The organism is Labrys monachus, assembly GCF_030814655.1.
Classification (GTDB): Bacteria; Pseudomonadota; Alphaproteobacteria; order Rhizobiales; family Labraceae; genus Labrys; species Labrys monacha.
This window is the reverse complement of the sequence record NZ_JAUSVK010000001.1, coordinates 6186628-6207521: the sequence shown is the minus strand read 5'-3', so window position 1 is coordinate 6207521 and position 20894 is coordinate 6186628. Positions and strand designations below refer to the sequence as shown.

15 protein-coding genes and 1 CRISPR repeat array are annotated in these 20894 nt (G+C 64.8%); of the genes, 10 read left to right on the top strand and 5 right to left on the bottom strand.

Annotation, left to right across the window (positions count from 1 at the left end):
* Positions 1 to 129: 129 nt before the first annotated feature.
* Both J3R73_RS28300 and J3R73_RS28295 read left to right on the top strand, forming a co-directional pair.
* The gene (locus tag J3R73_RS28300; protein ID WP_307435250.1) at positions 130 to 1416 is read left to right on the top strand and encodes an RHS repeat-associated core domain-containing protein; all 1287 of its coding nucleotides are present in this window, start codon (positions 130 to 132) and stop codon (positions 1414 to 1416) included.
* Positions 1417 to 1440: 24 nt separating this feature from the next.
* Entirely contained in the window at positions 1441 to 1812 is a 372-nt protein-coding gene (locus J3R73_RS28295; RefSeq protein WP_307435247.1) for a hypothetical protein, read from the top strand.
* 1837 nt (positions 1813 to 3649) lie between these two features.
* On the opposite strand, the gene lepA is transcribed toward J3R73_RS28295, so the two are convergent.
* The gene (lepA, locus tag J3R73_RS28290) at positions 3650 to 5455 is read right to left on the bottom strand and encodes a translation elongation factor 4 (RefSeq protein WP_307435244.1); all 1806 of its coding nucleotides are present in this window, start codon (positions 5453 to 5455) and stop codon (positions 3650 to 3652) included.
* Between the two features lie 254 nt (positions 5456 to 5709).
* Here lepA and J3R73_RS28285 point away from each other — a divergent pair, with 254 nt between their 5' ends.
* The gene (locus J3R73_RS28285) at positions 5710 to 6984 is read left to right on the top strand and encodes an MFS transporter (RefSeq protein ID WP_307437758.1); all 1275 of its coding nucleotides are present in this window, start codon (positions 5710 to 5712) and stop codon (positions 6982 to 6984) included.
* A gap of 36 nt (positions 6985 to 7020) precedes the next feature.
* On the opposite strand, the gene J3R73_RS28280 is transcribed toward J3R73_RS28285, so the two are convergent.
* Positions 7021 to 7896, bottom strand: a complete 876-nt coding sequence (locus J3R73_RS28280; RefSeq protein ID WP_307435241.1) for a LysR family transcriptional regulator — start codon at positions 7894 to 7896, stop codon at positions 7021 to 7023.
* A gap of 99 nt (positions 7897 to 7995) precedes the next feature.
* Here J3R73_RS28280 and tmpA point away from each other — a divergent pair, with 99 nt between their 5' ends.
* From tmpA to J3R73_RS28265, 3 genes are all read left to right on the top strand, one after another.
* Positions 7996 to 9147 carry a 2-trimethylaminoethylphosphonate dioxygenase gene (gene tmpA, locus J3R73_RS28275; protein WP_307435238.1) on the top strand — a complete coding sequence of 384 codons (1152 nt, stop codon included), beginning with the start codon at positions 7996 to 7998 and terminating at the stop codon, positions 9145 to 9147.
* Positions 9147 to 9743, top strand: a complete 597-nt coding sequence (tmpB, locus tag J3R73_RS28270; protein WP_307435235.1) for a (R)-1-hydroxy-2-trimethylaminoethylphosphonate oxygenase — start codon at positions 9147 to 9149, stop codon at positions 9741 to 9743. The genes tmpA and tmpB overlap by 1 nt, the downstream gene beginning before the upstream one ends.
* Positions 9744 to 9860: 117 nt before the next feature.
* Complete coding sequence (locus tag J3R73_RS28265) at positions 9861 to 10355, top strand: GFA family protein (RefSeq protein WP_307435232.1); 495 nt, start codon at positions 9861 to 9863, stop codon at positions 10353 to 10355.
* A 43-nt stretch (positions 10356 to 10398) separates the two neighbouring features.
* On the opposite strand, the gene J3R73_RS28260 is transcribed toward J3R73_RS28265, so the two are convergent.
* A protein-coding gene (locus J3R73_RS28260) for an IS630 family transposase (RefSeq protein WP_370879838.1) occupies positions 10399 to 11354 on the bottom strand; the annotation gives its coding sequence in 2 pieces (ribosomal slippage) (positions 10399 to 11006 and positions 11006 to 11354; 957 coding nt in all).
* Between the two features lie 102 nt (positions 11355 to 11456).
* Positions 11457 to 13579: a CRISPR direct-repeat array (repeat unit 32 nt; unit sequence GTCGCCTCCTTCACGGGGGCGTGGATCGAAAC).
* Between the two features lie 149 nt (positions 13580 to 13728).
* Between J3R73_RS28260 and cas3 the strand changes: the two genes are divergently transcribed.
* Entirely contained in the window at positions 13729 to 15966 is a 2238-nt protein-coding gene (gene cas3, locus J3R73_RS28255) for a CRISPR-associated helicase Cas3' (protein ID WP_307435229.1), read from the top strand.
* 95 nt (positions 15967 to 16061) lie between these two features.
* On the opposite strand, the gene J3R73_RS28250 is transcribed toward cas3, so the two are convergent.
* Complete coding sequence (locus J3R73_RS28250) at positions 16062 to 16487, bottom strand: type II toxin-antitoxin system VapC family toxin (protein WP_307435226.1); 426 nt, start codon at positions 16485 to 16487, stop codon at positions 16062 to 16064.
* Positions 16484 to 16732 (bottom strand): FitA-like ribbon-helix-helix domain-containing protein, encoded by a 249-nt coding sequence (locus J3R73_RS28245; protein WP_307437756.1) that lies wholly within the window; start codon positions 16730 to 16732, stop codon positions 16484 to 16486. The genes J3R73_RS28250 and J3R73_RS28245 overlap by 4 nt, the downstream gene beginning before the upstream one ends.
* Positions 16733 to 17371: 639 nt before the next feature.
* Here J3R73_RS28245 and cas5c point away from each other — a divergent pair.
* Genes cas5c through cas7c form a run of 3 tightly spaced genes read left to right on the top strand, consistent with a single transcriptional unit; the run spans position 17372 to position 20735 of the window.
* Positions 17372 to 18037 (top strand): type I-C CRISPR-associated protein Cas5c, encoded by a 666-nt coding sequence (cas5c, locus tag J3R73_RS28240; RefSeq protein WP_307435223.1) that lies wholly within the window; start codon positions 17372 to 17374, stop codon positions 18035 to 18037.
* On the top strand, positions 18034 to 19785 hold the full coding sequence (gene cas8c, locus J3R73_RS28235) for a type I-C CRISPR-associated protein Cas8c/Csd1 (protein ID WP_307435220.1): 1752 nt from the start codon (positions 18034 to 18036) through the stop codon (positions 19783 to 19785). Before cas5c ends, cas8c begins: the two co-directional genes overlap by 4 nt.
* Positions 19782 to 20735, top strand: a complete 954-nt coding sequence (gene cas7c, locus J3R73_RS28230) for a type I-C CRISPR-associated protein Cas7/Csd2 (RefSeq protein ID WP_307435217.1) — start codon at positions 19782 to 19784, stop codon at positions 20733 to 20735. Before cas8c ends, cas7c begins: the two co-directional genes overlap by 4 nt.
* Positions 20736 to 20894 lie beyond the last annotated feature (159 nt).

Here is a 20894-nt window from a genome sequence, read left to right as displayed (position 1 = left end):
GCCAGCGCCATGCTTGCCGGATCGCCCGTTCGAGGCTTCCGGGAGGGGTAGACGGCCCGAAATATCCGATGCCCCAGGCCCCGAACAGCATCGCCCATCCTCGGCGGAGCCCATGTGGTCCGGCCAGGCGTGATCGACCACGACGACGGAGACGTCGCCACTGACGTCGGAGTTGCAGTGACAGTGCATTTTTTTAACTACTGCTCCCCGCGCGGGGACTACCAAATAAAATGCACTGTCACCGTTATCCGGGTGAAGAAGGTCACGCAGACGACGCCGCGCGGCTGCACCAGCCCGCCCAACCCGCTGCCGACGGAGACCACCACCTATGTGTTCGGCGACGAGCGCGTCACCTACAGCGCCTCGACCGATCCCTGCGTGCCCACCACCCCGCTGTGGGTGAAGTATCCGACGCCGCAGACCAAGATCGAAGGCACGGGCGGCGCGGCCAAGACCTTTACGCTGCTGCAGGACCATCTCGGTTCGATGCGGGCGGTGACCGACGCCACCGGCGCTCTGGCCATCGCCTCGCGCTACCAGCCCTTCGGCTACCAGACGCCGACCACGACCTCGACGACAACGAAGGAGGACCACGCCTTCATCGGCGAGCGCCAGGACGAGACGGGTCTGCTCTATCTCAACGCCCGCTACTACGATCCCATGGTCGCCCGCTTCGTCTCCCCCGACTGGTGGGACCCCACCCATGAAGGCGTCGGCACCAACCGATACTCCTATGCCGATAACAATCCCGTCAACGTCAAGGATCCCAGCGGGCACTATGCTGACCAGAACGCTGGAACTGAACATTCGAATAGTGACGATGGTCCTTCTCCAAACGTAAAGGGAGACGGCCCCGATACTTCAATCAAAATCCACGTCCCTGGTTTGAGTGATGCCGAGGATGTCCACAGACAGAAGAATCCTCAAACAGCCCAGTCCGTAAACGGAACAGATTTTATAGTATCTCCCGGGGGCGTTACCTACCCTCTACCGAAGGGATCAACACCGGGCCCGAATATAAATAAGGCTGGAAATGTAACTGGACAAGCCTACACTGATGGCACAGGGGGCGGATCAGGGGATCTTCACGAAAACGTTACCGAATTCCGTTCGATGAACCCGACTGAGGGGCCGTATCCTAAGCCGAATGGCTACGGTGTTTACATGAACAAGACAGGTCAAACTGTTGACCCGTTTACGGGGAAAACGATTCCTCGCAACGATCCGATGGCTCACATTGATAAAGGCGCGCCTCTAAATAATGCACCACCTCCGAAGCCGGCTGATGTATCGCCACCGTCCAATCCAAATCCTCCGCCGGACCCGGATCCGGCTCCTCCAAGCGCACCTCTGAATGGAATACCGGAGGAGCCCGAACTGCCCGAGATCCCATTGTTTGTAGATCCACTTCCGTAAATGGCGAAAGTATAGAGGACATCTATGGTTAGCGGTGAGAAAGTAGAAAACCTCAGGTCTTTTGATGATATACTAATTGGCCAAAGAGTATCTTCTTTGGTATTTGTTGAGGATTATTCTCAAATCGTATTTGATGATTGTATTTTGACGCTTTTCCGATGGCCGGAAATATGTAGAAGTTCGCTTAAAATTAAATTTGGAGATATTGAATATCGGAATTTATATTGTGAAATAATAAACAAGAAAGTTGTTACCATTGAAGAGACAATTGAAGGCACGAAAATTGATTTCGAAAATGCGATCTCTATTAATTTGAATGAAAACATAAGCGACGACTCGATAATAGAGTCCGGATTTTTGATTGAGAAAAAAACAAATACTATGATGTCTTTTTGAAAATTCTTGCAGTCAATCTCGTCCAGTCCGCGGTCCGGCAGTGCGGCGAATTTGAAATTCCGAAATTCCGGTGACAGTGCACTTTATTCGTCCCCTGTCCTTGCTTTCATGGCCGCCTCACACCTTGACTTTCGGCCCATCGGTCGCTGTGCCGTCTTGGAACAAATAGCGAACAAATCTTGACATCCGCCTTGTCCCATGGCCTACTTTGCCTCGGAACGAAGCGCGGCGGGGCCAAGGTTCGCGATACCGCCCCGTGCCTTCCACCCACCCCGGCCGATCCCGGTTCGCCTGCGGCGCGCCAGCCGCATTGAGGCGCCCTCCCATTTTCGTCCTGGCTTGGAAACCAGGACGGGGCCGGCGCCGAGGGGGATCGCTGCAGACCGCCCCATTGCTCTTGCGAGCGATGCCGGGACCGCCGACATCCGGTAGCGCCGGGTGTGCGATCACCCGGCCGTCAGGTCTGCACACGGGGCTCGATGAGGAACGTGCCGGGATCGGGCCGCTTTCGGGCCTGCCGGATCCCGCGCGAGACAGGAGAGGCGCCGGCCGTCTGCCGTATCGTCCGCAAGGAGGGGATGGCGGGGCATTTCCAGGCCGGATCGCCTTGTCGGACGCCGGCGGCCGGCAAACCCGGCCCGCAGCGTCCGCGGCCGCAGCAGCACGGGGACCCGGCTGCTCCGGCCGGCGGGGTGCGGCGAAGACATAAGCCGTCCGCCAAGGCCCCTGTCCCGCCCGTTCCGTGGGTGAGGCTTACGTGTCCCATCGGCTTCCCTGGCCCGGAAGCGGTGAAGGGCGCGGGGCCTGTCCGGCGTAGCTGGTGATGGAGGGGAACCGTGCCCTCCGGCGCCGGCGATGCCTCCCGTCCGGCAACGGGTCAGGCCGAAGGCTTGATCCGGAGCGATGGGAAACAGCCGAGCCTCGGCGCGTTGCCTGTTGGCGCGCTTCGGCTCGGCGGGAAAGGGGCGACGGCGGCCTTGCACAACATGCCAGGCCCGCTTCTTCACGACCACTGAGACACTGCACCACGGCTGACACGAGAACAGCCGTCGTCGCCCCGATCTTCCCTTGCACAATCCGGCCCGTTCAGGGCGCGGCGATGAAGACGCATGCCCGCACGGCCATCACCGTCATCCCGTGCGCACGGCACCCCGCAGGGGTGCGGTGCAGACACGGGACCGCGTGCAGGATGAGGTTCCTTCTGCCCGCGATCCCGGATCTGCGAGGCGTCACTGACGTGCCGCATCGCGTCCGGGATGACAGCACCCACGCTGTCGCCGGTTTGGCGTTCTTCCCCGGGTGCGCGGGCGTCCCGCCCGCTCTTGCCAACCCACAGGCGCAACGTTTCAACCTTCGAGCGTCGCGTTTCCAGAGCGGGCGAGACGCCCGCGGTCCCAGGATAGATGCCGACCCCCAAGTGCAACGTCTCAATCGGCTAGCGCGGCGTTTCCAGAGCGGGCGGGACGCCCATATGCGCTAACATAACAGAAATACCCGCCTTCTCCCGGTTCGGGAGAAGGTCCCGATAGGGGGATGAGGGTCTAAACGTCAACGCAGATAGCTCAATAGTCGCGCTGGAATTGCACAAGTCCAGACCCTCATCCGGCGCTTCGCGCCACCCCCAGCATTTCCGCAGGAAATGCGAAGTCCCGCATGGGAGAAGGAAAATCGCGCTATTGTCGGCAAAGTTAGCGCATATGGGCGAGACGCCCGCGGTCCCAGGAGAGATGCTCACCCCAAGCGCTACGTTTCAATCGGCGGGCGCGGCGTTTCCAGGGCGGACGGGACGTCCGCGCGCCCGGGAGGAGCCGGCGGTGCCGGGGATCGACCCCGTCCGTTACCCGTCCACCTTGAGCGCGGCGATGAAGGCTTCCTGCGGGATGTCGACCTTGCCGAACTGCCGCATCTTCTTCTTGCCTTCCTTCTGCTTCTCCAGGAGCTTGCGCTTGCGGGTGATGTCGCCGCCATAGCATTTGGCGGTCACGTCCTTGCGCAGGGCGCGGATGGTCTCGCGGGCGATGATCTTGGCGCCGATCGCCGCCTGCACCGGGATGACGAACATGTGCTGGGGGATGAGGTCCTTCAGCTTCTCGCACATGGCGCGGCCGCGGCTCTCGGCGCGGGCGCGGTGCACCAGCATCGAGAGGGCATCCACCGGCTCGGCATTGACGAGGATCTGCATCTTGACGAGATCCCCCTCCTTGTAGTCGGTGAGGTGGTAGTCGAAGGAGGCATAGCCCTTCGACACCGATTTCAGCCGGTCGTAGAAGTCGAACACCACCTCGTTGAGCGGCAGATCGTACTGCACCATGGCGCGCTTGCCGACATAATTGAGGTCGACCTGCACGCCGCGCCGGTCCTGGCAGAGCTTGAGGATCGAGCCGAGATAATCGTCCGGCGTCAGGATGGTGGCGCGGATCCACGGCTCCTCGATCGAGGCGATCTTGACGACGTCGGGCAGGTCGACCGGGTTGTGCAGCTCGATCTGCGTGCCGTCGTTGAGGTTGATCTTGTAGACGACGGAGGGCGCGGTGGCGATGAGGTCGAGGTTGAACTCGCGCTCCAGCCGCTCCTGGATGATCTCCAGATGCAAGAGGCCCAGGAAGCCGCAGCGGAAGCCGAAGCCGAGCGCGGCGGAGGATTCCATCTCGAAGGAGAAGGAGGCGTCGTTGAGGCGCAGGCGGCCCATGGCGGCGCGCAGGTCCTCGAACTGGGCGGCGTCGACCGGGAACAGGCCGCAGAACACCACCGGCTGCGCCGGCTTGAAGCCCGGCAGCGGCACGACATTGCTCTTGCGGTCGTCGGTGATGGTGTCGCCGACGCGCGTATCGGCGACTTCCTTGATCGAGGCGGTGATGAAGCCGATCTCGCCGGGGCCGAGCGCCTCGATCGCCTGCATCTTCGGGCGGAACACGCCGATGCGGTCGACCTCGTAATGCGCGTCGGTGCCGATCATCTTGATGCGCTGGCCCTTCTTGAGGGCACCGTCGAAGATGCGCACCAGCACGACGACGCCGAGATAGGCGTCGTACCACGAATCGACCAGCAGCGCCTTCAGCGGCGCGCTGCGGTCGCCCTTGGGCGGCGGCAGGCGGGTGACGATGGCCTCGAGCACGAGGTCGATGTTGAGGCCGGTCTTGGCCGAGATCGGCACCGCCTCGGAGGCGTCGATGCCGATGACGTCCTCGATCTGCTGCTTGATGCGGTCGGGCTCGGCCGCCGGCAGGTCGATCTTGTTGAGGACGGGCACGATCTCGTGATTGGCGTCGAGGGCGTGGTAGACATTGGCGAGCGTCTGCGCCTCGACGCCCTGGCTGGCGTCGACGACGAGCAGCGAGCCCTCGCAGGCCGCCAGCGAGCGCGAGACCTCATAGGCGAAGTCGACATGGCCGGGCGTGTCCATGAGGTTGAGGATATAATCCTTGCCGTCGCGGGCGCGGTAGTTCAGCCGCACCGTCTGCGCCTTGATGGTGATGCCGCGCTCGCGCTCGATATCCATGGAATCGAGGACCTGCTCGACCATCTCGCGATCGGTCAGCGTGCCCGTCTCCTGGATCAGGCGGTCGGCCAGGGTCGACTTGCCGTGATCGATATGGGCAACGATCGAGAAATTCCGGATATTTTCAATGGGTTCTTCGCTCATGCCGCGCGAAATAGCAGAGCGGGGCGGCGAAATGAAGGGGCGAGACGGTATGGGCGGGGCGAGGCCGGCGTTTTCTGCCGTTTTCCGGCCTCGCCCTCCGGGCGCCGGCGGACGCAGGGAACCGGAGGAGCCGCGCCGGCGTTGAGGCGCCGCCCGTCCCGGGCGCCCCGCCGCCATCGATCCGCACCATGGTGAAATGTGAGAACGTCGACAGCAAGACCCGGCCGCCCCCCCATCCGTGGCCGGCAGCCGTGATGCCGCCGGATCCTCGCCGCCGGGAATCCGGTCGTCCGGCTCCGCGGCTGTGGCCGCTGCTCGGCCTCAACTTCTTCATGGCCGACATGCAGGCCGGCATCGGCCCGTTCCTCGGGGTCTTCCTGCTCGCCCATGGCTGGCAGAGCGGCCTGATCGGCACGGTGATGACCATCGGCGGCATCGCCGGCATGATCATGACGATTCCCGCCGGCGCCATGATCGACGCCACCCGCCGCAAGCGCGCCTTCGTGATCGTCCCCGGCATCTGCACCGTCGCCGCCTCGGCCGTCATCCTGCTGTCGCAGCACTTCTGGGTGGTGGCGGCCTCGCAGGTCGCCACCGCCGTGGCGGGCGCCGCCATCGGGCCGGCCGTCGCCGGCATCACGCTCGGCATGGTGCGCCAGGCCGGCTTCAACCGCCAGAACGGCCGCAACCAGGCCTTCAACCATGCCGGCAACCTCGTCGGCGCGGCGCTGTCGGGCTATCTCGGCTGGATGTTCGGCTACACCGCCGTGTTCGTCCTCGCCGCTCTGTTCGGCGTCGCCTCGATCGCCTCGGTGCTGCTGATTCCGGCCGCATCGATCGACGATGCCGCCGCCCGCGGCCTGAAGGACGATGCTTCCGACGGCAAGGCCGGCGGCTTCCGCGTCCTGCTCGAATGCCGGCCGCTGCTCATCCTGGCGGCGGCGCTCGCCGCCTTCCATCTCGGCAACGGCGCCATGCTGCCGCTCTACGGCCTCGCCGTCGTCTCCGGCACGCAGGCCGACGCGCCGAGCTTCGTCGCCGTCACCATCGTCGTCGCCCAGGCGGTGATGATCCTCGCCTCCCTCGCGGCGATGCGCATGGCCGAGCGCCAGGGCTATTGGCTGGTGCTGCTGATCTCCTTCATCGCGCTGCCGATCCGCGGCCTGGTGGCGGCCCATCTCGTCACGCGCTGGGGCGTCTATCCCGTGCAGATGCTGGACGGCATCGGCGCCGGGCTGCAGAGCGTCGCCGTGCCCGGCCTGGTGGCGCGCATCCTCGACGGCACCGGCCGCGTCAATGTCGGCCAGGGCGCGGTGATGACGGTGCAGGGGCTCGGCGCCTCGCTGAGCCCGGCGATCGGCGGCTGGATGGCGCAGGAACTCGGCTACCCGCCGGCCTTCACCATCCTCGGCGGCTTCGCGCTGGTTTCGATCGCGCTGTGGGTCGGATGGGCCTCGGTCCTGCGCCCGGCCTGCGGCGGCGCGCCGGAGGCCGCCCCGCCGCCCCTGGCGAAGAGCGCGGCGACCTGACGCCGCCGGCCGGGGGCGTGTCCTGCCGGGGAGCGGTCAGGCATCGCCGCCGTGCGCCGCGAGGCATTCGAGCAGCGGCAGGCGCTCGGCGAAATCCGGCCGGCTGCGGGCCCAGCTCACCCAATAGCCGGCCTCCATGCGCAGCGTGCGCCCGGTCAGGCGTTCGAGCGTGCCGGCTTCGAGCGCCGCGCCGCAGAGGGCGAGCGAGGCGAGCAGCACGCCCGCGCCGGCCTCGGCCGCGCGCAGGGCCTGCACGAACGTGTCGAAGCGCAGGCGCGGCGCCGGCGGCGGCTCCGCGCCGGTGGCGTTCGACCAGTCGCGCCAGCCGAGGCGCGGCCCGGCGACGGCGATGCGCGGCAGGGCCTGCCAGTCCGCCGCCGTGCGCAGCAGGGCCGGCGCGGCGACCGGCGCCAGCTCCTCGGCGAACAGGCGCCGCGCCTCCCGTCCGGGCCAGCCGCCTTCGCCGAAACGGATCTCGAAATCGGCTTCCGACCGCTCGTAATCCGGCAGGTTCTGGATGGTCTCGAAGGCGAGCTGGACATGGGGCAGGCGCCGGGCGACAAGCGGCAGGCGCGGCACGATCCACAATTCGATCACCGAGGCCGATGCCGCGACGGTGATCTTGCGGCGGGGCGCCTCGAACAGGGTGGCGGCGCTGTGCAGCAGCCGGTCGAGGGCGGCCTGGACGTCCGGCAGCCAGGCTTCCCCCTGCGTCGACAGGGCGACGCCGCGCGGCAGGCGGTTGAACAGCTGCGCGCCCAGCCGCAATTCGAGGTTCCTGATCCGCTGGCTGACGGCCGCCTGGGTCAGGCCGAGCTCGTCCGCCGCCGCGGTGAAGCTGCCGAGGCGCGCCGCGGTCTCGAACACCCGGATCCATTCGAGCGGCGGCAAGGTCTGGCGAGGCTCTGCCATAATGGATTCGAGGCCACCCTATCGGAATTCATTGCTGGAATTTATGGCACGCCGCCTGCCACAGTGTCGACGGATCATCCTTCGGACCGGGAGGCGGCAATGCCGGAGCACGTCGATATCGAGATTCTGGACAGGGGCGCCGCCATGGCCGTGCGCCTGCCGGACGGCGCCAGGCGCCGCTTCCATGCGGTATGGCTGCGCGACAACGCCTGGGACGAGGCGACGCGCGCGCCGGGCAACGGGCAGCGGCGCATCACGCTCGCCGACATCCCCGCCGATACGCGTATCGCCGCGGCGCGCATCGAGGCGGGGCAGGTGCAGGTGACGTTCGAGCCGGAGAACCGCACCATCGCCTATGATGCGGCCTGGCTGGCCGCGCATGCCTATGACAGGCCGGAACGGCGCTCGCCCGGCTGGACGGCGCCGGAGATCGAGACCTGGGATGCCGGCCTCGGCGCAAGCATCCCGGTCGCCGATTTCCAGGCCGTCCGCCGCGACCGCGCGGCGCTCGGCGGCTGGCTCCGCGGCGTGCGCCGCTACGGCTTCGGCAAGCTGACGGGAGGCCCGGTCGAAAGCGAGGCGCTGCTCGGCGTCGCCGCGCTGTTCGGCTATGTCCGCGAGACCAATTACGGCCGGCATTTCGAGGTGCGCACCGAGGTGAACCCGACCAACCTCGCTTATACCGGCCTCGGCCTGCAGGCCCATACCGACAATCCCTACCGCGATCCGGTGCCCACCCTGCAGATCCTCTATTGCCTGGAGAATTCGGCCGAGGGCGGGGAGAACATGGTGGTCGACGGCTTCCGCGCCGCCGAGCGGCTGCGCGCGGAGAGCCCGGAGGGCTTCGATCTCCTGACGCGCCATTGCGCGCGCTTCGAATATGCCGGCGAGGCGGGCGTGTGCCTGAGGTCCCGCCGGCCGATGATCGAGCTCGCCCCCGACGGCGAGCTCGTCGCCATCCGCTTCAACAACCGCTCGGCGGCGGCGATCACCGACGTGCCCTACGAGCACATGGCCGCCTACTACGCCGCCTATCGCCGCTTCGGGGAGATCATCGACGACACCGCCATGGAGGTGACGTTCAAACTCGCGCCGGGCGAATGCTTCATCGTCGACAACACCCGCGTCCTCCATGCCCGCAAGGGCTATTCGGGCGCCGGCTCGCGCTGGCTCCAGGGCTGCTACGCCGACAAGGACGGGCTGCTCTCGACGCTGGCCGCCATCGAATCGCAACCCCGGAAGGCCGCCTGATGAGCAAGCCCGATCCGCAATCCCTGTCGCCGGAGACGATCGTCGCCTTCCTCGCCGACATCTTCGAGCGCCGCGGCGGCGAGGAATATCTCGGCGAGCCCGTGACGATGGCCGAGCACATGCTGCAGGGCGCCTGCCTCGCCGAGCGGCAGGGCGAGCCGGAAGCCGTCATCGTCGCCGCCCTGCTGCACGACATCGGCCATTTCACCAGCGAGTTCGGCACCTTCTCGATGGAGGACACCCACGACAAGCACCATGAGGAGGCGGGCGCGCAGGTGCTGGAGCGCTTCTTCCCGAGCCTCGTCGTCGATTGCGTGCGCCGGCACGTCGCCGCCAAGCGCTATATCTGCGCCACCGACCCCGCCTATTTCGGCGAGCTCTCGGCGGCGTCCATCCACTCCCTCAAGCTGCAGGGCGGGCCGATGAACGCCGCCGAGATCGCCGAGTTCGAGACGAATCCGAACGTGCGCGAGATCGTGCGCGTGCGCCGGCTCGACGACGCCGGCAAGATCGCGGGCATGGCCACGCCGGGCTTCGCTTATTTCGCGCCGATGGTGCAGCGCGTGGTCGACGCCCATTGCGGCGGCCGGGGCTGAGGTCGCCCTGCGGCAGCGGCGGCGAAAGGTCCCCTCCCGCCGGATCCAACCGGCGCGCATGATGGTTCCCGGGAAGGCCGCCGCGCTGGCGGCGGCCGGTCAGCGAAGGGAACGACCATGCTGCTGGAAGGATCCTGCCATTGCCGCGCCGTCGAGTTCAGCCTCGAAGCCGAGAGCCCGGTGCCGTTCATGCATTGCCACTGCTCGATCTGCCGCAAGACGGCGGGCTCGGGGGGCTTTGCCATCAATCTCGGCGGCGACGCCCACAGCCTGAAGGTGAAGGGGCGCGAGCATCTGCGCGTCTACCACGCCATCATCCGCGAGGAAGGCCAGCCGGACGAGCGCTCCGAGGCCCAGCGCCATTTCTGCGGCGCATGCGGCAGCCCGCTGTGGCTCTTTGATCCGCGCTGGCCGGATCTCGTCCACCCGCATGCCTCGGCCATCGACACGCCGCTGCCCAAGCCGCCGGAGATGGTGGAGGCGGCGCTGCGCTATGCGCCCGCCTGGGTCGACGTGCCCGGCGGCAAGAACCATATCCATTGCGACACCTGGCCCTCCGAATCCCTGGCGGAATGGCACAAGCGCCACGGCCTGCTCGGCGGCGGGGAGTAGGGGGGGAGCAAGCGGGTACGCATATGCGCTAGAGCGAAATTGTTCAGACTGTAGAATATCCAGCATTAGAGAAGTAATTTCTGCATTCGGACGGGGAGAAGCGCGGGAGAGTTTTGGCGATTTCGTCCCAGAGATCGTGGATGGATCGGGTTGCAGCCGCGCGCAGGAGAGCTTTGAGCTTTGCGAAGAGGTTCTCGATCGGATTGAGATCGGGGGAGTAGGCGGGCAAGTAAAGCAGTTCCGCCCCTGCGGCCTCGATGGCTTGGCGCACACCCGGGACTTTGTGGCTGCTCAGATTGTCCATGATGACGATATCGCCGTAATTGAGGGTGGGAACGAGGATCTGCGCGACATAGGCCTTGAAGCAATCGCCGTTGACTGGGCCGTCGAGCACGCAGGGAGCTGTCAATCCCCCGCTGCGCAGAGCGCCAATGAAGGTCGTGGTTTTCCAATGGCCATGCGGCACGTAGTCGATCAGGCGCTGTCCGCGCTTGCACCTGCCGTAGTGGCGCGCCATCGCGGTCGAGGCCCAGGTCTCGTCAATGAAGACCAGACGCGAGGGCCTCAGCCAGATTTGGTTGCTGTGCCATTTGCGGCGAGCGGCCGCGACATCGGGGCGTTTTTGCTCGCTGGCGTGGATCGTCTTTTTTTATATGTCAGCCCAAGCCGCTTGAGCATATGCCACATCGGGGCATGGCTGATGCTGACCCCCAATTCTTCCTCCGCCCAGGCCCGCAGATCCGCGACACGCGCATCCGGATCAGCCGCGACCTTGGCCCGCAGAACCTCTTCATGCTTGGCAAGCTTGAGCGGAACATGATTGCGCTGGGGGCGGGCACTGACCTCCCCCGTCGCGCGCCGCCGCGCGGCCGCCTTGTAGATGTAGGACACACTCACCCTGAAGATTGGTGCGATTGTGCTCGCCGACATCCCGCTATCCAGCGCCCCAAGCACACGATCTCGCAAATCCTGCGAATAGGCTTCACCACGCTTCGTCATGCTTCATCTCCGGAATAGCCCGGAAACCTATGAATCACACTAAGCCATCCAGTGGAATCCCTTCCGATTCCACTCAGACAAATTCCGCTCTAGCACAATGCGGTCGCCTCCTTCACGGGGGCGTGGATCGAAACAAGAAATTGGAAGCGGCGTTCAATCCGGGGCCGACGTCGCCTCCTTCACGGGGGCGTGGATCGAAACCACTGCCACTGGCCAATGTTGCGCTGGAATTCCAGTCGCCTCCTTCACGGGGGCGTGGATCGAAACCGGAATGGCTGCGCTAGGGTCCTCATCGACCAGCTCGTCGCCTCCTTCACGGGGGCGTGGATCGAAACCACTTCCCGTCCCTCGAAGCAGACGACACCTTGGGCAGTCGCCTCCTTCACGGGGGCGTGGATCGAAACGGATAGCAAACATCATCCGTGGCGATACCGACACGTCGCCTCCTTCACGGGGGCGTGGATCGAAACTGGATAACATGACCGAACCGTTTTTCATCGGTTGTTGGTCGCCTCCTTCACGGGGGCGTGGATCGAAACTGTGCCTCACGCGACCAGGCCGGCGGGCAGAAGACGGTCGCCTCCTTCACGGGGGCGTGGATCGAAACATCCAATCTGACGAAGTGGACGGCGTATGGTCGCATGGTCGCCTCCTTCACGGGGGCGTGGATCGAAACATCGCCATCATGCAGCGCTTGCACGAGGATGATCTGTCGCCTCCTTCACGGGGGCGTGGATCGAAACATCCTTCTCGACGACGCCGCCATAAGCACGCTTCTGTCGCCTCCTTCACGGGGGCGTGGATCGAAACAGCGCGAGGCCGGCGGGCGTTAGGCGGTAGCGGTAGGTCGCCTCCTTCACGGGGGCGTGGATCGAAACTCCTCCGGCGATATGGGCGTCTGCGGAGCACCTTCGTCGCCTCCTTCACGGGGGCGTGGATCGAAACAAGGCGCCGTACCTGATGGCGCCACTCAACATCTGGTCGCCTCCTTCACGGGGGCGTGGATCGAAACGCTTCGGCGGCTCGATCGACAACTACGTCAAGGCCGTCGCCTCCTTCACGGGGGCGTGGATCGAAACAAAATCACTTTCCGGAAGCACCATGTCGTAATCAGGTCGCCTCCTTCACGGGGGCGTGGATCGAAACCAGACCCGAGCGGCCCAATTGTCGCCCCATTGACGCGTCGCCTCCTTCACGGGGGCGTGGATCGAAACTCAGGGAGGCGCTCGCGCAGCTTTGAGGCTTGCGCGTCGCCTCCTTCACGGGGGCGTGGATCGAAACTCCTGGGCGAGGACGAGCAGGTCCTCGCCAAAATGTCGCCTCCTTCACGGGGGCGTGGATCGAAACCGTGGTAAAGCGGTCGGAATCGCCGTCGCCCAGCAGGGTCGCCTCCTTCACGGGGGCGTGGATCGAAACGTCTTCCGCGCCGCCGAAAAGGAAAAGGTGCAGTCGCCTCCTTCACGGGGGCGTGGATCGAAACAAAGGGTCATCATCCGGTCCCGAAATGAACATCCAATGTCGCCTCCTTCACGGGGGCGTGGATCGAAACGACAACAGGAACGCCGCAAATGAGGCTGCGGTTGTCGTCGCCTCCTTCACGGGGGCGTGGATCGAAACAGGGTGAGGCGGCGGCGGCCATCGACGTCGGGGAGGTCGCCTCCTTCACGGGGGCGTGGATCGAAACCAGGATGGCGCGCCCGCCATCATCCCGAGCGCCGAGGGTCGCCTCCTTCACGGGGGCGTGGATCGAAACTGACCAGGACACGCCATCCCCGGACGAGGCCATCGCCGTCGCCTCCTTCACGGGGGCGTGGATCGAAACCGAGCATCCGAGAGCTACGACGTCATGGCGAGCATGGTCGCCTCCTTCACGGGGGCGTGGATCGAAACAGGATGAGGCGGCGGCGGCCGTCGACGTCGGGGAGTCGCCTCCTTCATGGGGGCGTGGATCGAAACGCTCATCGTGATTCCTCCGTCATGAAACCTGGACAAGTCGCCTCCTTCACGGGGGCGTGGATCGAAACAGGAAGCCGCCGACGGACCGCAGCAACGGCTATGCGTCGCCTCCTTCACGGGGGCGTGGATCGAAACTTTTCCTCGTCGCTGGCTTCGGGGGCGAGCGGATCGTCGCCTCCTTCACGGGGGCGTGGATCGAAACGGGGATGGCTTGTTCGGTCGCTCGATCGGTGGGGCGTCGCCTCCTTCACGGGGGCATGGATCGAAACGCCCTGGCCGAGGGAGACGGCCGCCGGCGGCGCGGACAGATCAATTTTGTTCTTTATTTGTTCTTATTTCCGATATACCTTGTTTCAGGAATCGACAGGACAGTTCCTCGGCCCAAACGCGGATCCGGCACCGGTCGATGGGGGATGAGATGTATTACGCGCATTCGAGCGAGGATCAGGATCGCGCCCGCTGGCAACCCCTGGCCGAGCATCTGCGCGCGGTGGCGGAACTCGGGGCGGTCCGGGGCGGAAAATTCGGTGCGGGCAAGGCCTGCGCGGTAGCCGGATGGCTGCACGATCTCGGCAAATACACGAAGGAATTTCAGGCCTATATCGCCGGGCAGCGACGCGACGGCGGCGATCATTCGACGGCTGGGGCGCAGGAGGTGCTGCGGCTTGCTTCCGCACGCTCCGACCGGTTGATCGCGGAACTCGTCGCCTATGCGATTGCCGGCCACCATGCCGGCCTGCCGGATCGCAGCGGCGAGACGGGCTCGCTCGACGACCGTCTCGTGAAGGCGCTCCCCCAGCTGGATGCCGTCTGGCGGGACGAGGTCGAGGCCGATGCCGCGGGTCTCTTTCCCCCCGCATTCGAGCCGCATCCGGACGGGAGCCGGCACGCCTTCCAGTTCGCCTTCCTCGGCCGGATGATCTTCTCGACTCTGGTCGATGCGGACTTCCTCGATACGGAAGCCTATTATGCGGGATTGGAGGGGCGGCCGGTCGATCGCGATTGGCCGTTGCTGCCAGGGCATGTCGATCGGTTGGTCGGCCTGCTCGATGCCCACATGGCCGCGAAGACGAAGGCCGCTCCGGACACCCCGCTCAACCGCCTGCGCGGCGAAATCCTCGGCCATGTCCGTGCCGGGGCAGCGCTGGCGCCCGGTGTCTTCACGCTGGACGTGCCGACCGGCGGCGGCAAGACGCTCGCCTCCCTCGCCTTCGCGCTGGATCATGCGCGGCGCTGGGGGATGGAGCGCATCGTCTATGCCATTCCCTTCACCTCGATCATCGACCAGACGGCGACGATCTTCCGCGACGCGCTGGGCGAGGATGTCGTCCTCGAACATCATTCGGCGATCGAGGAAGAAAAGCCTTCCAACGCCGAGGGCCGTGACAAGCTCCGCCTCGCCATGGAGAATTGGGATGCGCCCGTCGTCGTCACCACCAATGTGCAGCTCTTCGAGAGCCTCTTCGCCAACCGGTCCTCGCGCTGCCGCAAGCTCCACAACCTGGCGAGGGCCGTCATCGTCCTCGATGAGGCGCAGACCATCCCGCTGCCGGTCCTGAGACCTTGCGTCGCCGCTCTCGACGAACTCGCGCGCAATTACGGTTGCACCATCGTGCTGTGCACCGCGACGCAGCCGGCGCTGGCTTCGCCGCGGTTCAAGGGCGGCTTCGAGATCGGCACGGACCGCGAGCTGGCGCCGCGGCCTGTGGATCTGCACGCGGCCCTGAAGCGCGTGACGCTGGAACTGCGCGGCACGATGACGGATGACGATCTCGTCGAGGAACTCGCCGGCCATCCGCAGGGGCTCGTCGTCGTCAACGGCCGCAAGCATGCCCTCGATCTCTATCGCAAGGCCGAGGCGGTCGGCCTCGAGGGTGTCATCCATCTGACCACGCGCCAGACGGCGGCGGACCGGCGCCGGATCCTGCAGGACGTGCGACAGCGGCTGCGCGACGGCCGGCCCTGCCGGTTGGTCGCGACCAGCCTGATCGAAGCCGGCGTCGACATCGATTTTCCGCGCGCCTGGCGGGCGGAAACCGGCCTCGACCAGATCATGCAGGCGGCCGGCCGGGTGAATCGCGAGGGAAGGCGGCCGGCGGAGGAGAGCCTCGTCGTCGTCTTCCGGCCGGCCGAGGCCCTGCCGCCGACGGAGATCAGGGGTTTTGCGGCGGCGATGCAGCGTGTCGTCGCCAAGGGACACCGCGACCTCGCCTCCCAGGCCGCGATCACCGATTATTTTCGCGAGGTCTATTGGCAGCGCGGCGGCGATCTCGACAGGCATGGCGTTGCGACCGCCTTCGTGGTCGATCCGCGCGGCATGACCACGAATTTCGCCTATCGCACGGTCGCCGCGAAATTCCGCCTCGTCGAAAGCGGCATGGAAGCGGTGATCGTCGCGATCGAGGAGGAGGCCGGGGCGACGCTGCGGGCGCTGGCCGCCGGCCTGCCGCCCGCCGCGGCCGCGCGCCGGCTGCAGAACTTCGTCGTGCAGGTGCCGCCGCGCCTACGGCAGAAGCTGATCGACAACGGCCATGTCGCCTTCGTCGAGGGTTTCGGCGATCAGTTCGCCGTGCTGAAATCCGAGGGGCTCTACAGCCGCGACGTCGGCCTCCTGTTCGAGGATGCCGACGAACTGGGCTTCGACGGGATCATATGAGCGGCGCCACGAATTCTCGGCCGCCGCGCCTACACGTTTCCGGTTGCGGCGGCGATCGCCTTCCGCAGCGGAATCTCTGGCTTTTCCACCCGGTGCTATGCCTGATGTTTCCACGGATCGACGATCGCGAGGCCGATATCTGCGAAGTCGTCGACATTGCGGGTGGCGACCGCAGCGCCCCGCGAAAGTGCGATCGCGGCGATCTGCCCGTCGAACTGGCTGATCCGGCGCCCGGACTGACGGCGCATGACGGCCAAAGTCGCATACAGATCCGCAGCCTCCGAATCGAAGGGCAGCACACGACCTTTGAAATCCTCGGTGAAGAGGGGGCGGATCGCCGCTTCGAGGTCGCGCCTCCGCCTTCCGTCAGCGAGAAGGCGAAGGCCGTAGAGGATTTCCGCTTCCGTGACGGCTGTGGTGAACATCGCGGCTGGCGGCTGCTCGGCCAGCCACGACAGGACGGAGGGACTCGGCAAGGGGCTCAGCAGCTCGGAAATGACATTGGTGTCGAGGACGATCATCGGTCGAAATCGACCGGTTCACGGATCGGCTCGCGCGGGGGAATGTCCAGGACCACCCCTCCGAAGGAGGCCACGCGTGCGCGAATCGCTTCGGCAAGGTTGCGGGCGGGCGGCGCTTCGGTCGACAGGGCGACGCGCAGGATATCGCGGGCTTCGTCCTCCATCGAGCGACCATGGGAGGCGGCCCGCACCCGGAGACGCTTCTTCAGGCGATCATCGATATTCCGGATCGTCACACTCGCCATGCGGCCTCCAGCGGTCGTTGACGACATGTTAAGCATTGATCGCACGGTCGGCAAATAGTCCATGAATTTCTTCCTGTCGGCGGGTTGGGTCGTCGCTTTCCATGGCGCAAGTTCAATAAATGAAGATTTCACTGAAAGCTTTATTTACAAGGCAAAATTTTCTTGACTCGATAAGCGGAAAATAAGAAGTTTTGTATTGAGGTAGGGCTGGTTGATTCCTCAATTCTGGTCTCTGCGTCTACATTTATAAATAGACCGTCGTATAGATTGAAATTGGATTCGATAATGAGCGGTCGATGTTGGAATTTGTCAAAAATAAAATTGTTCTTATGATAAGAAATGTCAATTCAATTTTCTCATCGTGACGGTAAATAAGAATTTGGGTGACATGGCGCTGATTATGGTATATTTTTAGCCTAATTTTTTAATTATAAAGACGAAATTTTGCACAAGTCATCTTCCGATCGAAGATGTGGATCGAAATAATAATTGAAATTTTCATGTGAAAAGCTTGAAATTGCGCGACCAGAACGAAATTATTGAAATATATATTATATTTTTAGATTTAATTGTTCCTGATACCGCGATCTGACGTGCTCTCTATGAAAAGTCTTAACAAGAAAGAGGGGGGTTGTACCCATGTCTTACGGTGTGCGTCTCTTCGTTTCCGGGAGGTGGGGGCTCTTCGTGCGCCCGGAGATGAAGGTCGAACGCGTCTCCTATGACGTGATGACACCTTCCGCGGCACGAGGCATCCTCGAAGCCATCCACTGGAAGCCGGCGATCCGGTGGATCGTCGAGGAGATCCATGTCCTCAAGCCGATCCGCTTCCAGTCGATCCGGCGCAACGAGGTCGGGGCGAAGATGCCGGCCCGGGCCGTCGGCACGGCGATGCGGACGGGCGAGATCGGCGATCTCATGCTCGTCGTCGAGGACAACCGCCAGCAGCGCGCGTCCAGCGTCCTGTCGGATGTCGCCTATGTGATCGCGGCGCGTTTCGAGATGACGCCGAAGGCCGGGCCGGACGACAATGCGGCCAAGCATCTCGACACCTTCAACCGCCGCGCCCGCAAAGGGCAGTGCTTCCACCAGCCCTGTCTCGGCACGCGTGAATTTCCGGCCCATTTCGAACTGATCGAGCCGGGGGCGCTGTCGCCTCCGGCGATCGACGAGAGCCGCGACCTCGGTTTCATGCTCTACGACATCGACCATGCGGGCGACCGGTCCTCGCTCTTCTTCCGTGCCCAATTGGACAAGGGCGTGCTGCGTGTGCCGCCTCCGGGCTCGAAGGAGATCCGGCGATGAGCGCGCTCGCTTCCCTGGTCCGCGCCTATGACCGCATGGCCGCCCGCGGCGAGGTGCCGGCCTATGGCTACAGTCCAGAAAAGATCGGCTTCGTGATTTCTCTCAACCTCGACGGCAGCGTCGTGGGGATCCCCACGGACCTCCGGCGGGGGGAAGGCCGCAAGCGCATCGCTCGGGCATTGGCAGTGCCACAGCCGCCGAAGCGCGCGTCGGGCATCGCGCCCTGCTTCCTCTGGGACAAGACGGCCTATGTCCTCGGCGTCACCGCCGGCGAGGGCAAGCGCACGGTGCTCGAACACTCGGCTTTCGTCGCCTATCACCGGGAATGGCTCGCCGGTTCCGACGACGAGGGCCTGCGGGCGCTCCTGTGCTTTCTCGAAGCGTGGTCGCCGGAGCGGTTCGCCGAACTCGGATGGCCCGAGGAGATGAAGGACCAGAACGTCGTCTTCGCGCTGGAGAGCCAACGCCTGGATGGTGTCTATATTCACAGCCGCCCGGCCGCCCGCGATCTGTGGACCCGTATCGCCGCCGCCGGCGAGAAAAACCAAGCTGTGTGCCTCGTCACCGGCGAGCGAGGACCCGTGGCACGGCTGCACCCGGCGATCAAAGGCGTGTGGGGCGCCCAATCCGCGGGTGCCTCGATCGTTTCCTTCAATCTCGATGCTTTCTCCTCCTATGGCCATAAACAGGGCGACAACGCGCCTCTATCGGAAGCCGCGGCCTTCGCCTATACCTCGGCGCTCAACCGCTTCCTCCTGCGGGACAGCGGTCACCGTATCCAGATCGGCGATGCCTCGACGGTGTTCTGGGCCGAGGCCGCCGAGACGGCGGCGGCCGAGGCGGAGGCCCTGTTCGGCTTCTTCACCGGTGATGAGAAGGGGACCGAGAGGATCGGCGAAAAGCGGATCGAGGCGCTCCTCGCCAAGCTGCGCGCCGGCCGGCCGGTCGAGGATTTTCGCCCGGACCTGCCGGAGAATGTGCGCTTCTTCGTGCTCGGCCTCGCGCCCAACGCAGCACGGCTCTCGGTGCGCTTCTATCTGGAGGACGAGTTCGGCGTGATCGCCGAGCGCTATCTCCGCCACATGGAGCGGATGCGTATCGAGCCGCCGCCCAAGGACGAGACGCCCTCGATGTGGCGCATGCTGATCGAGACGGCTCCCCAGCACAAGAGCGACAATATCCAGCCCAATCTGGCCGGCGAATGGATGCGCGCCATCCTGACGGGAACGCCCTATCCGCTGACGCTCCTCTCCACCCTGCTGATGCGGCTGCGCGCCGACCACGACGTCAATGCGCTGCGCGTCGCCATCCTCAAATCCATCCTGATCCGAAACAAGAAAATGGAGGTTCCCGTGGCCCTCGACCTCGCGAACACGCAGCCGGGCTATCTGCTCGGCCGGCTGTTCGCCCTCTATGAACACATTCAGGCGGCGGCCCTCGGCACCGGCGTCAACGCCACGATCAAGGACAAGTTCTACGGCGCGGCTTCCGCCCAGCCGCGCCGGGTCTTCCACCTGCTCGATTCCGGCTCGGCCAATCACCTTTCCAAGATCGGCAAGCAGAACAAGGGCCGCCAGGTCAATTTCGAGAAGCAGCTCGGCGCTCTCATGGACCTGATGACGCCGGGCAGCGATCCCTTCCCGGCGCATCTGCCGGACGAGCAGCAGGGGCTCTTCGCCCTCGGCTACTACCACCAGCGCAACGACTTCTTCCGCAAGGCGGAAAAATCCGAGGAACCGCAGGCATGACCGCGCTCGCCCATCGTTACGACATCGTCTTCCTCTTCGACGTCACCAACGGCAATCCGAACGGCGATCCGGACGCCGGCAACATGCCGCGTCTCGACCCGGAAACCAATCACGGCCTGGTCAGCGACGTTTCCCTGAAGCGCAAGATCCGCAACTACACCGAACTCGCCAGGGGCGACCAGCCCGGCTACCGCATCTATGTGCAGGAAGGCGCCATCCTCAACGACAGGCATCGCGAGGCCTACAAGGCCATCCGCGGCGATACGGAGAAGGTCGCGAAGGACAAATCGCTCAACCCGCAAGGCGAGGCGGAAGCCCGGGCGCTGACCAGGTTCATGTGCGACAATTTCTTCGACGTGCGGACCTTCGGCGCGGTGATGAGCACCGGCATCAATGCCGGGCAGGTCCGCGGCCCGGTGCAGGTCGCCTTCGCCACCTCCGTCGAGCCGATCATGCCGCTGGAGATCTCCATCACCCGCATGGCGGCCACCAACGAGAAGGAGAAGGCCGATCGCGACAAGGTGGGCGACACCGACGGGCGGACCGAGAACCGCACCATGGGCCGCAAGCACATCGTGCCCTACGGCCTCTACCGCGCCCATATCTTCGTCAGCGCCAAGCTGGCGGAGCGGACGGGTTTCGGCCAGGCCGACCTCGATCATCTCTTCGAAGCGCTGAAGGCGATGTTCGAACACGATCATTCGGCCGCGCGCGGCGAGATGTCGGCGCGGCGCATCGTCGCCTTCAAGCACGATTCGGCGCTGGGCAACGCGCCGGCGCAGGCCCTGTTCTCCACGGTGAAGGTGCGCCGCGCGATGGAGGGGGACCTCTACGACCCCCTCGACAGGCGGCTCGACAATCTGCCGCCGGCGCGGCGCTTCGAGGATTATGACGTCGCGGTCGACCGCGGCGCCGTGCCGGAGAGCGTCGAGGTGATCGAGGTGCTCTGAGACCCGGGGGAGGGGTGGCGGCTTTAGAGTTGCCCGCATCGTCATTCCGGGGCGCCCGAAGGGCGAGCCCGGAACCCATAACCGCTGTTCTGCCAGGGCTGCGGTTATGGGTTCCGGCCTTGCGCTCCGCTCCAGCCGGAATGACGCGCGCTCCGCTTC

Bases quoted from the DNA above. Each gene is read 5' to 3' on its own strand.
- J3R73_RS28295 (WP_307435247.1), top strand. From the start codon at position 1,441: ATGGTTAGCGGTGAGAAAGTAGAAAACCTCAGGTCTTTTGATGATATA.
- lepA (WP_307435244.1), bottom strand. From the start codon at position 5,455: ATGAGCGAAGAACCCATTGAAAATATCCGGAATTTCTCGATCGTTGCC.
- J3R73_RS28285 (WP_307437758.1), top strand. From the start codon at position 5,710: ATGCCGCCGGATCCTCGCCGCCGGGAATCCGGTCGTCCGGCTCCGCGG.
- J3R73_RS28280 (WP_307435241.1), bottom strand. From the start codon at position 7,896: ATGGCAGAGCCTCGCCAGACCTTGCCGCCGCTCGAATGGATCCGGGTG.
- tmpA (WP_307435238.1), top strand. From the start codon at position 7,996: ATGCCGGAGCACGTCGATATCGAGATTCTGGACAGGGGCGCCGCCATG.
- tmpB (WP_307435235.1), top strand. From the start codon at position 9,147: ATGAGCAAGCCCGATCCGCAATCCCTGTCGCCGGAGACGATCGTCGCC.
- J3R73_RS28265 (WP_307435232.1), top strand. From the start codon at position 9,861: ATGCTGCTGGAAGGATCCTGCCATTGCCGCGCCGTCGAGTTCAGCCTC.
- cas3 (WP_307435229.1), top strand. From the start codon at position 13,729: ATGTATTACGCGCATTCGAGCGAGGATCAGGATCGCGCCCGCTGGCAA.
- J3R73_RS28250 (WP_307435226.1), bottom strand. From the start codon at position 16,487: ATGATCGTCCTCGACACCAATGTCATTTCCGAGCTGCTGAGCCCCTTG.
- J3R73_RS28245 (WP_307437756.1), bottom strand. From the start codon at position 16,732: ATGGCGAGTGTGACGATCCGGAATATCGATGATCGCCTGAAGAAGCGT.
- cas5c (WP_307435223.1), top strand. From the start codon at position 17,372: ATGTCTTACGGTGTGCGTCTCTTCGTTTCCGGGAGGTGGGGGCTCTTC.
- cas8c (WP_307435220.1), top strand. From the start codon at position 18,034: ATGAGCGCGCTCGCTTCCCTGGTCCGCGCCTATGACCGCATGGCCGCC.
- cas7c (WP_307435217.1), top strand. From the start codon at position 19,782: ATGACCGCGCTCGCCCATCGTTACGACATCGTCTTCCTCTTCGACGTC.